Source organism: Streptomyces sp. NRRL S-378, assembly GCF_000720645.1.
In the GTDB taxonomy this organism is placed as follows: domain Bacteria; phylum Actinomycetota; class Actinomycetes; order Streptomycetales; family Streptomycetaceae; genus Streptomyces.
This window is the reverse complement of the sequence record NZ_JOBX01000067.1, coordinates 1-14,809: the sequence shown is the minus strand read 5'-3', so window position 1 is coordinate 14,809 and position 14,809 is coordinate 1. Positions and strand designations below refer to the sequence as shown.

14 protein-coding genes are annotated in these 14,809 nt (G+C 71.5%); 12 read left to right on the top strand and 2 right to left on the bottom strand.

The features are described from left to right. Nucleotides 1-254 precede the first annotated feature (254 nt). Nucleotides 255-1,166: a DUF2470 domain-containing protein gene (locus tag IH80_RS0132110; RefSeq protein ID WP_386392334.1), complete on the bottom strand. Its 912-nt coding sequence runs from the start codon at nucleotides 1,164-1,166 to the stop codon at nucleotides 255-257. Between the two features lie 55 nt (nucleotides 1,167-1,221). Between IH80_RS0132110 and rpsD the strand changes: the two genes are divergently transcribed. After that, nucleotides 1,222-1,833, top strand: a complete 612-nt coding sequence (rpsD, locus tag IH80_RS0132105; RefSeq protein WP_030026606.1) for a 30S ribosomal protein S4 — start codon at nucleotides 1,222-1,224, stop codon at nucleotides 1,831-1,833. A gap of 82 nt (nucleotides 1,834-1,915) precedes the next feature. Here rpsD and IH80_RS0132100 read toward each other — a convergent pair whose 3' ends face one another. Next, nucleotides 1,916-4,147: an ATP-binding protein gene (locus tag IH80_RS0132100; RefSeq protein ID WP_107056949.1), complete on the bottom strand. Its 2,232-nt coding sequence runs from the start codon at nucleotides 4,145-4,147 to the stop codon at nucleotides 1,916-1,918. Nucleotides 4,148-4,308: 161 nt separating this feature from the next. On the opposite strand from IH80_RS0132100, the gene IH80_RS0132095 reads away from it, so the two are divergent. The 11 genes from IH80_RS0132095 to aroQ all read left to right on the top strand — a co-directional run bounded on the left by IH80_RS0132095 (nucleotide 4,309) and on the right by aroQ (nucleotide 14,617). After that, complete coding sequence (locus IH80_RS0132095; protein ID WP_030965152.1) at nucleotides 4,309-4,749, top strand: DUF948 domain-containing protein; 441 nt, start codon at nucleotides 4,309-4,311, stop codon at nucleotides 4,747-4,749. A gap of 8 nt (nucleotides 4,750-4,757) precedes the next feature. Beyond that, a complete protein-coding gene (locus IH80_RS0132090; protein WP_030965150.1) occupies nucleotides 4,758-5,102 on the top strand; it encodes a DUF6167 family protein in 345 nt (114 codons plus the stop codon). Further along, entirely contained in the window at nucleotides 5,102-7,771 is a 2,670-nt protein-coding gene (alaS, locus tag IH80_RS0132085; RefSeq protein ID WP_030965149.1) for an alanine--tRNA ligase, read from the top strand. The genes IH80_RS0132090 and alaS overlap by 1 nt, the downstream gene beginning before the upstream one ends. A 2-nt stretch (nucleotides 7,772-7,773) precedes the next feature. Next, nucleotides 7,774-8,244, top strand: coding sequence for a Holliday junction resolvase RuvX (gene ruvX, locus IH80_RS0132080; RefSeq protein WP_030965148.1), 471 nt, complete (start codon nucleotides 7,774-7,776; stop codon nucleotides 8,242-8,244). A gap of 128 nt (nucleotides 8,245-8,372) precedes the next feature. Beyond that, nucleotides 8,373-10,121, top strand: a complete 1,749-nt coding sequence (gene mltG / locus IH80_RS0132075) for an endolytic transglycosylase MltG (protein ID WP_030965146.1) — start codon at nucleotides 8,373-8,375, stop codon at nucleotides 10,119-10,121. A gap of 6 nt (nucleotides 10,122-10,127) precedes the next feature. Beyond that, nucleotides 10,128-10,955 carry a shikimate dehydrogenase gene (locus IH80_RS0132070; RefSeq protein WP_030965145.1) on the top strand — a complete coding sequence of 276 codons (828 nt, stop codon included), beginning with the start codon at nucleotides 10,128-10,130 and terminating at the stop codon, nucleotides 10,953-10,955. 112 nt (nucleotides 10,956-11,067) lie between these two features. Beyond that, nucleotides 11,068-11,259, top strand: coding sequence for a hypothetical protein (locus IH80_RS0132060; protein ID WP_030965143.1), 192 nt, complete (start codon nucleotides 11,068-11,070; stop codon nucleotides 11,257-11,259). 133 nt (nucleotides 11,260-11,392) lie between these two features. Further along, nucleotides 11,393-12,577, top strand: a complete 1,185-nt coding sequence (gene aroC / locus IH80_RS0132055) for a chorismate synthase (protein ID WP_030965142.1) — start codon at nucleotides 11,393-11,395, stop codon at nucleotides 12,575-12,577. Then, nucleotides 12,574-13,092, top strand: a complete 519-nt coding sequence (locus IH80_RS0132050) for a shikimate kinase (protein WP_030965140.1) — start codon at nucleotides 12,574-12,576, stop codon at nucleotides 13,090-13,092. The genes aroC and IH80_RS0132050 overlap by 4 nt, the downstream gene beginning before the upstream one ends. Continuing rightward, complete coding sequence (gene aroB, locus IH80_RS0132045) at nucleotides 13,089-14,180, top strand: 3-dehydroquinate synthase (protein WP_030965139.1); 1,092 nt, start codon at nucleotides 13,089-13,091, stop codon at nucleotides 14,178-14,180. Before IH80_RS0132050 ends, aroB begins: the two co-directional genes overlap by 4 nt. Continuing rightward, complete coding sequence (gene aroQ, locus IH80_RS0132040; protein ID WP_030965137.1) at nucleotides 14,177-14,617, top strand: type II 3-dehydroquinate dehydratase; 441 nt, start codon at nucleotides 14,177-14,179, stop codon at nucleotides 14,615-14,617. Before aroB ends, aroQ begins: the two co-directional genes overlap by 4 nt. Nucleotides 14,618-14,809 lie beyond the last annotated feature (192 nt).

Genomic DNA, 14,809 nt, shown 5'->3' with positions numbered 1-14,809 from the left:
GCCGTGGTCCCCGGGATCGCCACCGGGTTCTTCCGCACCTTCGAGGCCGCCCGCCGACCTGGCCCGGGCCCAGCAGATCTGGCGCTCCCTCGAGCACGCCGTGAGCGCTGCCTGGCGCGGGCGGGTCCGGCGGGGCCGCGCCGGGGCGGTGGCGCGGGAGCCAAGGTTCGGCGGGCGCAACGGCCGCGACACCCGGGACGACGTGCTGCGCCGGGACCTGACGGCGCTGCGCGAGGGGGACCGGGGCCGGTGCGTCAGAGAGCGGCGGCCGAGAAGAGGGCGCGCATGGCACGCCGCAGGCCGCAGATGTCCGTCACCGGATCGGGGAAGTCGAAGCGGGCGTCGAAGGAGCCGCCGGCGGCGCCGCCGGTGAAGCGGACGCGCAGGCCGACGCGGTCCAGAGCGAGCGGGACGGCGGTCATGCCCCGCGCCCCGCGGTCGCCGAGCAGGCCGCACAGCTCGCCGATCCGGTCGCCGTGGGAGGAGTGCAGGTGCTGGAGCAGTTCCGCCTCGTGCGGGGACACCGGGTCCGGCTCCGCCGATGCCAGGTCATCGGGGTCCACCTGCTCGGCGCCCCACAGGTCGTCCACCGTGATCTCGCCGACCTCCAGGCGCAGCATCATCCAGGCCGGGCGCCCCGTGTGCGGGGCGTCGAGGGACTCGCCCAGGCCCAGCAGCTCGCCCACCGGGTGGCGCTCGGCGAGCAGTGCGGCGCAGGCCGCGCGGTCGTCCCCGCGTACCGGCGTCAGCCACCCGGCCAGCCATGCGCGGCCTCGGATACGATGTGGGACGGACACCGGCGCCACATCCGTGATCTCGATCACGGCGGTGAGGTCGTCGTCCTGGGCGTGAGCGGCTGCCCTGGCAGCCGCGGATTCCCCGGAAACAAGGAGAATCACGTCCCCGTCCGGGGTGACGGTCCGAGCGACCGGCATCCCCGTCCCGAACTCCTCGGAACCGTGACCGTCACGAGCACCGATCAGAGTGAGGGATACTGAGGCGTTGGACTCTACGAGGGTTCGTACGCGTTCGGCTCCGGTGAGCTGCCGAACGCCTTCCCTGGGACGCGGCTGACCTTGCTTATCGTCGGCGCAAGCGGATTCCGTTTCGTTGGAATTCGAACTGCGTTGCGCACTGGGCAGGGGGATCCCATGTGGTCGAGACATTACGTCCTCCTCGCTAAGGTAAGCCTCACCTAACTTACATGGAGGTAGGTTCCCCGTGAACCAGAAGCGACCCAAGGTCAAGAAGTCTCGTGCCCTCGGCATCGCCCTGACGCCGAAGGCCGTCAAGTACTTCGAGGCCCGCCCCTACCCGCCGGGCGAGCACGGCCGTGGCCGCAAGCAGAACTCGGACTACAAGGTCCGTCTGCTGGAGAAGCAGCGTCTGCGCGCTCAGTACGACATCTCCGAGCGCCAGATGGCCCGCGCGTACGACCGCGCCAAGAAGGCCGAGGGCAAGACGGGCGAGGCGCTGGTCGTCGAGCTCGAGCGTCGTCTCGACGCCCTGGTCCTGCGTTCGGGCATCGCCCGCACGATCTACCAGGCCCGCCAGATGGTCGTCCACGGCCACATCGAGGTCAACGGCGCCAAGGTCGACAAGCCGTCGTTCCGTGTCCGTCCGGACGACGTCATCACCGTGCGCGAGCGCAGCCGCGAGAAGGTTCCGTTCCAGGTCGCCCGTGAGGGTGGCTACGCAGGCGAGGGCGAGACCCCGCGCTACCTGCAGGTCAACCTGAAGGCCCTGGCCTTCCGCCTGGACCGCGACCCGAACCGCAAGGAAATCCCGGTCATCTGCGACGAGCAGCTCGTCGTCGAGTACTACGCCCGCTGATCTTCCGGCAGGCGTAGCCCTCACAGGCTGGTGGAAACCCGCCGTCCCCTCCGGGGGCGGCGGGTTTTCCGCTTCCTGCGCCCTACGGCTGGTCCACCGGCGCCGTACTGCGGGAGAGACGGGGACCAGGCATCCCGCCCGGTGCGCCGGCCCGCCGCGGCACCCACGCCGCCCCGCGCAGCGCCCGCACCACCAGCGACTCCCGGCTCAGCTCCCGCCCCTCGGCCTCGAACGCCGCGTAGCGCTCCGCGCCCAGCAGCTCGCCCGCCCGCTCCCGGCACAACAGCCGCGGGGCGTTGAAGTACCCCGAGCCGAACAGCTGCAGCCCCACCCCGCCCCACAGCGGCTCCGCGGCGCCCTGGAGCACCGCGGCCTCGGCCGGATCGCCCTCCGCGACCGTCACCAGCGCGAGCAGCTCCAGCGCCAGCACCAGCCCGACCAGGTCGTTGAAGGCGTGGTTCACCTCCACGCACTCGGTCAGCAGCCGCCTCGCCTCCCGCGTGCCGCCCGCCTCCAGGGCCGCGTACGCCAGCACGTACAGGGCGTACGCCTTCGTCCAGAGCTCCCCGCGTTCCTCGCAGATCTCCCGGACCTCCCCGCACAGCGCGAGCGCCCCCGGCAGGTCGCCGAGGAACGCCAGCGCCATCCCCAGCTCCACCTGGCACATCAGCACGTTGCTGTTCAGCTCCCCGGCCGCCCGGTACTGCTCCAGCGCCTCGCCCAGCAACTCCCGGGCCCGGGCCATGTCGTCCGAGACCAGGGCCAGACAGCCCAGCCGGTGCACCGCGTACGCCGCCGCCACCCGGTTCCCGCTGCACGCCGCCGCGTCCCGGCACTCGTGCAGGGCGCACATCGAGGCCGTGGCGTCCCCCTGCAGGGCCGCGACGTAACCCAGCACCCACAGGGCCTTCAGTCGCGAGCTCTCGTAGTCCGTCGTCGCCCCGCCCGGAGCGTCCAGGGTCCGCTCCAGCCAGTGCCGGCCCTCGGTCAGGCGCCCGCAGCCCGCCCAGAAGAACCACAGGGTGCCCGCCAGGTACTGGCCCAGGTGCAGTTCGTCCGGCTCGTCCAGGCAGCACTCCAGGGCCAGCCGCAGGTTCGGCAGCTCCACCTCCACCAGCGCGGCCACCTCGTACTGGCGCGGGCTGAACCAGTCCAGCTCGCACCAGGTCGCCAGCCCCATGTACCAGTCCCGGTGCCGCCGCCGCAGCCGCACCGCGTCGCCCAGCGACTCCAGCCAGCCCGCCCCGTACAGCCGTACGGTCTCCAGCATCCGGAAGCGGGCCCCCGCCGCCGTCTCCTCCCGGACCAGCAGGGACTGGGCGACGAGCTCGCCCACCAGGTCCAGCACGCCCTCCACCGGCATGTCCGGACCGGCGCACACGTACTCGGCGGCGTCCAGGTCGAACTGCCCAGCGAACACCGACAGCCGCGCCCACAACAACCGCTCCGCCGGCGTGCACAGCTCATGGCTCCAGCCGATGGCCGTACGCAGCGCCCGGTGCCGGGGGAGCCCCCCGCGCGCTCCGCCCGTCAACAGCCCGAAGAGGTCCTCCAGCCGGGCGAGCACCTGGGCCGGGGACAGCGTCCGCAGCCGGCCCGCCGCCAGCTCCAGGGCCAGCGGGATCCTGTCCAGGCGCGCGCACAGCTCCACGAGCTCGGCCCGATTGGCCCCGGTCACCGCGAAGGCCGGGTCGGCGGCGGACGCGCGGGCCGCCAGCAGCTCCAGCGCCTCCTCCGAGGCCGGTGGGGCGAGCGGGAAGACGCGCTCCCCCTCCAGCTCCAGGGGGCGCCGGCCGGCCGCGAGCACCCGCAGGCCGGGGCAGCGCAGCAGCAGCTCCCGCACCAGGGCGGCGGTCTCCTCCACCAGATGCTCGAAGCCGTCCAGGACCAGCAGCAGGTGCTTGTCGGCCAGGTGCTCGGCCAGCACCGTCCGCGGCGGCCGGGTGGTGTGGTCGGTCAGCCCGAGCGCCTCGGAGAGCGTCAGCTCCAGCAGCCCCGGATCCCGTACGCCGGCCAGCTCGGCCAGCCGGACGCCGTCGTGGTGGCGTTCCCGCCCCGGCGCATGCGCCTCTCGTGCCCCGTGCGCTCCCTGCGCTTCCGGCTCCGCGGCTTCCCGCGCCACTCCGGAGGCCGCCCCGGCCGCCGCGAGCACCAGCCGGGACTTGCCGACCCCGCCCACACCGGTCACGGTCACCAGCCGCGAGTCCTCCAGGAGGCGCCCCAGCGCGGCGAGTTCGGCACCCCGCCCGATGAACCCGCTCAGCTCCGAGGGAAGATTGCCCCGGCCGGTATGACGAAGGGGTCTGTGTCGCATGGGACACGGAGCGTACTGGCCCGGATGCGTTGCGTCCAAGACAGGTGCCCCCGGCCCCGAATTCGGGTACGGCCGGGTATCCCCGGCGCGATAGGGTCGGAGGGTCGTTCGTAGGAATCGCCACTGCCGGCGATCCGGGTAGAGACAGAGAGCGGTGTGACGTGTCCGGTGTAGAGGTGGCCGGGATCATCGTGGCCGTCTTCTGGGCCATCCTGATCTCCTTCCTCGCCGTCGCCCTGGTGCGGCTGGCGCAGGTGCTCAGGGCGACCACCAGGCTGGTGTCCGAGGTCACCGACCAGGCCGTACCGCTCCTGGCCGACGCCTCCAGCACCGTCCGCTCCGCGCGCACCCAGCTCGACCGGGTCGACGCGATCGCGAGCGACGTCCAGGAGGTCACCTCGAACGCCTCCGCCCTGTCCTCCACCGTGGCCACCGCCTTCGGCGGCCCGCTCGTGAAGGTCGCCGCCTTCGGCTACGGCGTCCGCAAGGCACTGGGCAAGGGGGACGCCGCCCCGGGCGGCGCGCCGCCGAAGGGAACGCGCCGTACTGTGATCGTTGGCCGAACGGTGCCGGCCGCCCGGCGCCGTAAGCAGAAGGGCTGAGACCGCCGATGTTCCGCCGAGCCTTCTGGTTCACCGCCGGCGCAGCCGCCGGCGTGTGGGCCACCACCAAGGTCAACCGGCAGCTCAAGAAGCTGACCCCGGAGAGTCTCGCAGCCCAGGCGGCGGACAAGGCCGTGGAGGCGGGTCACCGCCTCAAGGACTTCGCCCTCGACGTCCGAGCGGGAATGACGCAGCGCGAGGACGAGCTGAACGATGCACTGGGGCTCCACCAGGACCCCGACCGGCCGGACAACGTCACCGCCCTCCCCGGGCCGCGGCGGCTGCAGGCCATCCAGAACGACCAGAACAATCACCGACCAAAGCTTTCGTACAACCGGAATGAGGACCACTGATGGAGTCGGCTGAAATCCGCCGCCGCTGGCTGAGCTTCTTCGAGGAGCGCGGTCACGCCGTTGTCCCTTCGGCGTCGCTCATCGCGGACGACCCGACTCTGCTGCTGGTCAACGCGGGCATGGTCCCCTTCAAGCCGTACTTCCTCGGTGAGACCAAGCCCCCGGCCCCCCGGGCCACCAGCGTGCAGAAGTGCGTCCGTACGCCGGACATCGAAGAGGTCGGCAAGACCACCCGCCACGGCACGTTCTTCCAGATGTGCGGCAACTTCTCCTTCGGCGATTACTTCAAGGAAGGCGCCATCAAGTACGCCTGGGAGCTGCTCACCAGCTCCGTGGCGGACGGCGGCTACGGCCTGGAGCCCGAGAAGCTCTGGATCACGGTCTACCTCGACGACGACGAGGCCGAGCAGATCTGGCGCGAGAAGATCGGCGTGCCCGCCGAGCGCATCCAGCGCCTGGGCAAGAAGGACAACTTCTGGTCCATGGGCGTCCCGGGACCCTGCGGCCCGTGCTCCGAGATCAACTACGACCGCGGTCCGGAGTTCGGCGTCGAGGGCGGCCCCGCCGTCAACGACGAGCGCTACGTGGAGATCTGGAACCTGGTCTTCATGCAGTACGAGCGGGGCGCCGGCGACGGCAAGGAGGACTTCCCGATCCTCGGCGACCTGCCGTCGAAGAACATCGACACCGGTCTCGGCCTCGAGCGCCTCGCCATGATCCTGCAGGGCGTGCAGAACATGTACGAGACCGACACCCTGCGCGTGGTCATGGACAAGGCCACCGAGCTGACCGGCGTGCGCTACGGCGCCGCCCAGGGCACCGACGTCTCGATGCGCGTGGTCGCCGACCACATGCGCACCTCCGTCATGCTCATCGGTGACGGCGTCACCCCCGGCAACGAGGGCCGCGGCTACGTGCTGCGCCGCATCATGCGCCGCGCCATCCGCAACATGCGCCTCATGGGCGCCACGGGCCCCGTCGTGCAGGACCTCGTCGACGTCGTGATCGACACGATGGGCCAGCAGTACCCCGAGCTCGTCACCGACCGCAAGCGCATCGAGACGGTCGCCCTCGCCGAAGAGGCCGCCTTCCTCAAGGCCCTCAAGGGCGGCACGAACATCCTCGACACCGCCGTGACCGAGACCAAGGCCGCCGGCGGCACGGTCCTCTCCGGCGACAAGGCGTTCCTGCTCCACGACACCTGGGGCTTCCCGATCGACCTCACCCTGGAGATGGCCGCCGAACAGGGCCTCTCCGTGGACGAGCCGGGCTTCCGCCGCCTGATGCAGGAGCAGCGCGACCGCGCCAAGGCCGACGCCAAGGCCAAGAAGACCGGCCACGCCGACGTCGCCGCCTACCGCGAGATCGCCGACGCGGCCGGCGCCACCGAGTTCACCGGTTACGCCACCAACCAGGGCGAGTCCACCATCGTCGGCCTCCTGGTCAACGGCGTCTCCGCGCCCGCCGCCTCCGAGGGCGACGAGGTCGAGGTCGTCCTCGACCGCACCCCCTTCTACGCCGAGGGCGGCGGCCAGCTCGCCGACCAGGGCCGGATCAAGCTCGACACCGGCGCCGTCATCGAGGTCCGCGACGTCCAGCAGCCGGTTCCCGGCGTCTCCGTGCACAAGGGATCCGTCCAGGTCGGCGAGGTGACGGTGGGCGCCTCCGCGTACGCCGCCATCGACGTCAAGCGCCGCCGGGCCATCGCCCGCGCCCACTCCGCCACGCACCTGACCCACCAGGCGCTGCGCGACGCGCTCGGCCCGACCGCCGCCCAGGCCGGTTCGGAGAACAGCCCCGGTCGCTTCCGCTTCGACTTCGGCTCGCCGAACGCCGTTCCCGGCTCGGTCCTCACCGACGTCGAGCAGAAGATCAACGACGTGCTCTCGCGCGAGCTCGAAGTGACCGCCGAGATCATGAGCATCGACGAGGCGAAGAAGCAGGGCGCCATCGCCGAGTTCGGCGAGAAGTACGGCGAGCGGGTCCGCGTCGTGACCATCGGCGACTTCTCCAAGGAGCTGTGCGGCGGCACGCACGTCGGCAACACCGCCCAGCTGGGTCTGGTGAAGCTGCTCGGCGAGTCCTCCATCGGCTCCGGCGTGCGCCGTGTCGAGGCCCTCGTCGGCGTGGACGCGTACAACTTCCTCGCCAAGGAGCACACGGTCGTCGCCCAGCTCCAGGAGCTGGTCAAGGGCCGTCCGGAGGAGCTGCCGGAGAAGATCTCCACCATGCTCGGCAAGCTGAAGGACGCCGAGAAGGAGATCGAGAAGTTCCGCGCGGAGAAGGTCCTCCAGGCCGCCGCCGGGCTGGCCCAGAACGCCCAGGACATCAAGGGCGTCGCCCTGGTCGTCGGCCAGGTGACGGACGGCGTCGGCGCCGACGACCTGCGCAAGCTGGTCCTCGACGTGCGCGGGCGCATCCCGGGCGACCGCCCGGCCGTCGTGGCCCTGTTCACCGTGGCGAACGACCGCCCGCTGACCGTCATCGCCACCAACGAGGCGGCCCGCGAGCGGGGTCTCAAGGCCGGCGACCTGGTCCGTACGGCCGCCAAGACCCTCGGCGGCGGCGGTGGCGGCAAGCCGGACGTCGCCCAGGGCGGCGGCCAGAACCCGGCAGCCGTTCCGGAGGCCATCAGCGCCGTCGAGCGCCTCGTCGTCGAGACGGTCTGACGATGACTCTGCGCCGCGGCCGCCGACTGGCCATCGACGTCGGGGACGCCCGGATCGGGGTCGCGTCCTGCGACCCCGATGGGGTGTTGGCCACACCGGTGGAAACGGTTCCGGGCCGGGACATCCCCTTCGCCCACCGGCGGCTGCGGCAGCTCGTCGAGGAGTACGAGCCCCTCGAAGTCGTGGTCGGCCTGCCCCGCTCGCTCAGCGGGCGGGAGGGGCCGGCCGCGGCCAAGGTGCGCGCCTTCGCGAACGCACTGGCCAAGGGCATCAAGCCGGTGACGGTCCGTCTGGTGGACGAGCGGATGACCACGGTCACCGCCGCCCAGGGGCTGAGGGCCTCCGGCAGGAACGCGAAGAAGGGCCGGTCGGTCATCGATCAGGCCGCCGCTGTGGTGATCCTCCAGAACGCTCTTGAGACCGAACGGGTATCGGGTAATCCGCCTGGTGAGTGCGTCGAAGTGGTTGTCTGATCGCGATACGGTAACGTTCCGCGCGATGAGGCGGCATTCGAACAGCCGTCGATCACCGTCAAAGAGGCGGAACCGGTTGCCACGGATGACGGAGTCCGTGGCCTCCGTCTCGCGGCTCTAGGGGACCGATGACTGACTATGGCCGGGGCCGTGGCCCCGAACCCTGGCACCCTGAGGATCCCCTGTACGGGGACCAGGGGTGGACCGGGCACCAGACCCAGCAGGGCCAGGTGCCGTACGCCGGTGCGCCGCAGCAGGAGTACCAGCAGGAGCCCCAGTACCAGCAGCCGTACCCCCAGCAGCCTCAGTACCAGGAGTACCAGCAGTACCCCGAGTACCCACAGCAGCAGCAGTACGCGCAGCAGCAGCAGTACGCCCCGCCGCAGCAGGGGTACGCCCCGCAGCAGGCTCCGCACCCCCAGCAGGCCCAGCAGCCGCAGTACGCGCAGCAGCCGCAGCCCCAGTCCCAGCAGCCGGTCTACGACAGCCAGGGCTGGGACACCGGCCAGGGCCAGTACACGGCCGCGGTGCAGACCGACCCGTACGCGGGCGCGGACTACGCCCAGCACCCGTCGGCCGGCTACCCGGGGGAGACCCCGGACCTCTACGGCACCGACGAGGCCTACCCGCCGCCGCAGCCCCCGGGCCGGCGCCACCTGGAGCCGGAACCGGCCGAGCAGGAGGAGGAGCCCGAGGGCGACCTCGTCGGCGGCCTGGACGGTGACGACGACGGTGACGACGACGGGCCCGCGGGCCGTCGCGGCGGCCGTACGAAGGGCGGCAAGCCCAAGAAGCGCAGCGGCGCGGCCTGCCTGATCGCGGCCGTGGTCATCCTCGGCGTGGTCGGCGGTGGCGGCTACTACGGCTACACCTACATCAAGGCGAGGTTCGCGCCCGCCGAGGACTTCGCGGGCGAGGGCGCCGGCGAGGTGGTCGACGTCGAGATCCCCAAGGGCGCGGGCCTGGGGCAGATGGGCCGCATCCTGAAGGAAGCCGGCGTCGTCGCAAGCGCCCAGGCGTTCGTCGACGCGGCGAACGCCAACCCCAAGGGCAAGTCCATCCAGCCCGGCGTCTACCCGATGAACAAGAAGATGTCGGGTGCGGCCGCCGTCGCGCTGATGATCGACCCCACCAAGCTGAACGTGATCACCGTCACCGAGGGCATGCGCAACTCCAAGGTGTACGAGGCGATCGACAAGAAGCTGGGCAAGCCCGACGGCACCACCAAGGAGATCGCCCTGCGCGACGCCAAGAACCTGGGGCTGCCCGCATGGGCCGGCAACAACCCCAAGCTCATGGACCCGCTCGAGGGCTTCCTGTTCCCCACGCGCTACGACCTCAGCAAGGACAGCACCCCCGAGTCGCTGCTCAGGCAGATGGTCAAGAACGCCGCCGACAAGTACGCGGAGCTGGGCATCGAGGCCAAGGCCAAGGAGCTGGGGCTGGAGAACCCGCTGCAGGTCGTCACGGTCGCCAGCCTCGTCAACGCCGAGGGCAAGAACCACGACGACTTCCGCAAGATGTCCGAGGTCGTCTACAACCGCATGAAGAAGACCAACGACGTCACGAACCAGAAGATCGAGTTCGACTCGACGTACAACTACGCCAAGAACCAGAGCGAGATCAACTTCAACCTCAAGGAAGCCCAGGCGTTCAACAACCCGTACAACACCCACTTCATCAAGGGTCTGCCGGTCGGCCCGATCGGGAACCCGGGCATGGACGCGCTGACCGCTACGCTCAACCCGGATCACGGCGGCTGGATGTTCTTCGTGTCGGTCGACGGCAACACGACGACCTTCACCAAGACCTACGACGAGCACCTCAAGCTCGTCGCCGAGTTCCAGGAACGGCAGAAGCAGAAGAACGGCGGGTAGCAGGACATGACACGGATACGGGCCGCGGTGCTGGGTTCACCCATCGAGCACTCGCTCTCACCGGTACTGCACCGTGCCGCGTACCGGGAGCTGGGCCTCGTCGACTGGTCGTACGACCGCTTCGAGATCGACGAGGCCGCGCTCCCGGGGTTCGTGTCCGGGCTCGGCCCCGAGTGGGCCGGGCTGTCGCTGACCATGCCGCTCAAGCGGGCGGTCATCCCGCTGCTGGACGGCGTCAGCGACACGGCGGCCTCGGTCGAGGCGGTCAACACGGTCGTGCTCACCGAGGACGGCCGGCTCCTGGGTGACAACACCGACATCCCGGGCATCGTCGCCGCGCTGCACGAGCGCGGGGTCGAGAAGGTGTCCTCGGCGGCCATCCTCGGCGCCGGGGCCACCGCCTCCTCGGCGCTCGCCGCGCTCTCGCGGATCTGCACCGGCGAGGTCACGGCGTACGTCCGCTCGCAGGCCCGCGCCGACGAGATGCGGCAGTGGGGCGAGCGGCTCGGCGTGGCCGTCCGCACGGCCGACTGGTCGCGGGCGGCCGCGGCCCTCGAGGCGCCCCTGGTCATCGCGACCACCCCGGCCGGAGCCACCGACGAACTGGCCGCGGCGGTCCCGGACGCCCCGGGCACCCTCTTCGACGTCCTCTACGACCCGTGGCCCACGGCCCTGGCCGCCGCCTGGTCCGGGCGCGGGGGCACGCTCCTCGGCGGCCTGGACCTGCTGGTGCACCAAGCGGTCCTCCAGGTCGAGCAGATGACCCGCCGCTCCCCGGCGCCGCTCGACGTGATGCGGCGGGCGGGCCTCGCGGCCCTCTCCGTGGGCCACTGACGCTCCACGCCGCCCGGGCGGCCTCTGTCTCGGGCGATCTTGGCAGAATCCCGACTACTCGCCGGTAATGTCACGGCTTACCCTGTTCACCTGCACCTTTACAGGGGGATGGATGGACGGGACGGACACGGAACAGGTACTCGCGTCGAAGTGGGACGTCCCCTTCGCGCTGTTCGCCATGATCAGGGTCACCTTCGGTGACCTGCCGGTCTGGGCCAAGGCCGTCGTCTGGGGACTCATCGGTTCCGTCGGCGTGTGGACGGCTGCGAGCTGGCTCCGCGGGCGCCGCAGCAGGGTCCGCTGACCAGCGGGGCGTCCGATAGCTGGACCGGGGCCCGTGAAACCACTCCGGACGTGGGAGGATTCGGGTGAGGCGGGTCCGGGCCGCGCACCCGATCGCGCCGTCGCAGTACCAGGCGCGAGCATGAGGAGCATCGTTGAGCAGGTTGCGTTGGCTGACCGCAGGAGAGTCGCACGGACCGGCACTGGTCGCGACGCTGGAGGGCCTTCCCGCCGGCGTCCCGGTCACCACCGAGCTGGTGGCCGATCACCTGGCCCGGCGCCGACTCGGCTATGGCCGCGGTGCCCGCATGAAGTTCGAGCAGGACGAGATCACCTTCCTCGGCGGCGTCCGCCACGGACTGTCCCAGGGCGGCCCCGTCGCGGTCATGATCGGCAACACCGAGTGGCCCAAGTGGGAGACCGTCATGTCGGCCGACCCGGTCGACCCCTCACTGCTCAAGGACACCGGCCGCAACGCGCCGCTGACCCGCCCCCGCCCCGGTCACGCCGACCTCGCGGGCATGCAGAAGTACGGCTTCGACGAGGCCCGGCCGATCCTGGAGCGCGCCAGCGCCCGTGAGACCGCCGCCCGCGTCGCCCTCGGCGCCGTCGCACGCTCCTTCATCAAGGAGGTCGCGGGCATCGAGATCGTCTCCCACGTGGTGGAACTGGCCTCGGCCAAGGCGCCCTACGGCGTCTACCCGACCCCCGCCGACGTCGAGAAGCTCGACGCCGACCCGGTGCGCTGCCTCGACGCGGACGCCTCGAAGGCGATGGTCGCGGAGATCGACCAGGCCCACAAGGACGGCGACACCCTCGGCGGCGTCGTCGAGGTCCTCGCCTACGGCGTCCCGGTCGGCCTCGGCTCGCACGTCCACTGGGACCGCCGCCTCGACGCCCGCCTCGCCGCCGCCCTCATGGGCATCCAGGCCATCAAGGGCGTCGAGGTCGGCGACGGCTTCGAGCTCGCCCGCGTGCCCGGCTCGAAGGCGCACGACGAGATCGTCTCCACCCCCGAGGGCATCAAGCGCACCTCCGGCCGCTCCGGCGGCACCGAGGGCGGCCTGACCACCGGCGAACTGCTGCGCGTCCGCGCCGCGATGAAGCCCATCGCGACCGTTCCGCGCGCCCTCGCCACCGTCGACGTGGCCACCGGCGAGGCGGCGGTGGCCCACCACCAGCGCTCCGACGTGTGTGCCGTCCCGGCAGCCGGCATCGTCGCCGAGGCGATGGTCGCCCTCGTGCTGGCCGACGCCGTCGTCGAGAAGTTCGGCGGCGACTCGGTCCCCGAGACCCGCCGCAACGTCCGGTCCTACCTCGACAACCTGCAGATCCGGTGACGGCCGGACCGCTCGTCGTCCTCGTCGGGCCGATGGGGTCGGGCAAGTCCACGGTGGGGGCGCTGCTCGCCGAGCGGCTCGGCGTCCCCTACCGGGACACCGACACCGACATCGTCACGGCCCAGGGCCGGCCCGTCTCCGAGATCTTCGTCGACGAGGGCGAGCCGTACTTCCGTGAGCTGGAGCGGCAGGCCGTCGCGGCCGCCGTCGCCGAGCACACCGGAGTCCTCGCCCTCGGCGGCGGCGCCGTCCTCGACGAGGGCACCCGCACGCTGCTGACCGGCCTGCCCGTCGCCTATCTCTCGATGGACGTCGAAGAAGCCGTACGGCGCGTGGGCCTCGGTGCCGCGCGCCCGCTGCTCGCCGTCAACCCGCGCCGCCAGTGGCGCGAGCTGATGGAGGCCCGGCGCCCCCTCTACACCGAAGTCGCACGCGTCGTCGTGGCCACCGACGACCGCACCCCCGAAGAGGTCGCCCAGGCGGTCCTCGACGCTCTGGAGTTGAAGGACGTATGACAGACCAGGTGACGCGGATCCACGTCGGCGGAAGCGCCGGCCATGACCCGTACGACGTGCTGGTCGGGCGGCAGCTGCTCGGCGAGCTCGGCTCCCTGATCGGTACGAAGGCCCAGCGGGTCGCCGTGATCCACCCCGAGGCCCTCGCCTCGACCGGTGAGGCGCTGCGTGACGACCTCGCCGACCAGGGCTACGAGGCGATCGCCATCCAGGTGCCGAACGCCGAAGAGGCCAAGACGGTCGAGGTCGCCGCGTACTGCTGGAAGGCGCTCGGCCAGTCCGGCTTCACCCGCACCGACGTCATCGTCGGCGTCGGCGGGGGCGCCACCACCGACCTGGCCGGCTTCGTCGCCGCCAGCTGGCTGCGCGGCGTGCGCTGGGTCGCCGTACCCACCACCGTCCTCGCGATGGTGGACGCGGCGGTCGGCGGCAAGACCGGCATCAACACCGCCGAGGGCAAGAACCTCGTCGGCGCCTTCCACCCGCCGGCCGGCGTGCTCTGCGACCTGGCGGCGCTGGAGTCGCTGCCGGTCAACGACTACGTCAGTGGCCTTGCCGAGATCATCAAGGCCGGCTTCATCTCCGACCCGGTGATCCTCGACCTGATCGAGGAGGACCCGCAGGCCGCCCGCACGCCCGACGGCCCGCACACCGCCGAGCTGATCGTGCGCTCCATCCAGGTCAAGGCCGACGTCGTCTCCAGCGACCTCAAGGAATCGGGGCTGCGGGAGATCCTCAACTACGGCCACACCCTCGCGCACGCCATCGAGAAGAACGAGCGCTACAAGTGGCGGCACGGCGCGGCCGTGTCGGTCGGCATGGTCTTCGCCGCCGAACTCGGCCGGCTCGCCGGCCGCCTCGACGACGCCACCGCCGACCGGCACAAGGCGGTCCTCGCCTCCGTCGGCCTGCCGCTGACCTACCGCGGCGACCAGTGGCCCAAGCTGCTCCAGACCATGCAGGTCGACAAGAAGTCCCGGGGCAACCTGCTGCGCTTCATCGTCCTCGACGGACTGGCCAAGCCGACCGTCCTGGAGGCCCCCGACCCGGCGCACCTGATCGCCGCCTACGGCGAGGTGTCGGCGTGAGCCGCCGCGTACTCGTGCTGAACGGCCCGAACCTGGGCCGGCTCGGCTCGCGCGAGCCCGACGTGTACGGGGCCACCTCGTACGCCGGGCTGGTGGACAGCTGCCGCTCGCTGGGGGAGGAGCTCGGCTTCGACGTCGAGGTCCGCGAGACCAACGACGAGGGCGAGATGATCCGCTGGCTGCACGAGGCGGCGGACGGGAAGATCCCCGTGGTCATCAACCCCGGGGCCTTCACCCACTACTCCTACGGCATGCGGGACGCGGCCGCGCAGCGCACGGCGCCGCTCATCGAGGTGCACATCTCGAACCCGTACGCCCGCGAGGAGTTCCGGCACACCTCGGTCATCGCGGCCGTGGCGACCGGGACCGTGGCGGGCTTCGGGATCGGTTCCTACCGGCTGGCGCTGCGCGCGCTGGCGGACGAGACCGACGCCTGACACTCCCGCCCGGTGGCCTGGTGGACGGCCGGGCCCCCGCGGTCATATAACGTTCTCGCATCAGTGGCAGGAACGAGACGGAGTGGCAGCGGATGCACCAAGGAGTGGGTGGCGGGGGCTGGGGGCAGCCGGGGCAGCGTCCTTCTGCGCCCCCGCAGCAGCCCATACCCCCGGCCCAGGGCTGGCCGGGTG

What these genes read in the sequence shown, in the direction of transcription:
- IH80_RS0132110 (WP_386392334.1), bottom strand. Translation starts at nt 1,166, where the DNA reads ATGTCTCGACCACATGGGATCCCCCTGCCCAGTGCGCAACGCAGTTCG.
- IH80_RS0132100 (WP_107056949.1), bottom strand. Translation starts at nt 4,147, where the DNA reads ATGCGACACAGACCCCTTCGTCATACCGGCCGGGGCAATCTTCCCTCG.
- IH80_RS0132090 (WP_030965150.1), top strand. Translation starts at nt 4,758, where the DNA reads ATGTTCCGCCGAGCCTTCTGGTTCACCGCCGGCGCAGCCGCCGGCGTG.
- alaS (WP_030965149.1), top strand. Translation starts at nt 5,102, where the DNA reads ATGGAGTCGGCTGAAATCCGCCGCCGCTGGCTGAGCTTCTTCGAGGAG.
- ruvX (WP_030965148.1), top strand. Translation starts at nt 7,774, where the DNA reads ATGACTCTGCGCCGCGGCCGCCGACTGGCCATCGACGTCGGGGACGCC.
- mltG (WP_030965146.1), top strand. Translation starts at nt 8,373, where the DNA reads ATGACTGACTATGGCCGGGGCCGTGGCCCCGAACCCTGGCACCCTGAG.
- IH80_RS0132070 (WP_030965145.1), top strand. Translation starts at nt 10,128, where the DNA reads ATGACACGGATACGGGCCGCGGTGCTGGGTTCACCCATCGAGCACTCG.
- IH80_RS0132060 (WP_030965143.1), top strand. Translation starts at nt 11,068, where the DNA reads ATGGACGGGACGGACACGGAACAGGTACTCGCGTCGAAGTGGGACGTC.
- aroB (WP_030965139.1), top strand. Translation starts at nt 13,089, where the DNA reads ATGACAGACCAGGTGACGCGGATCCACGTCGGCGGAAGCGCCGGCCAT.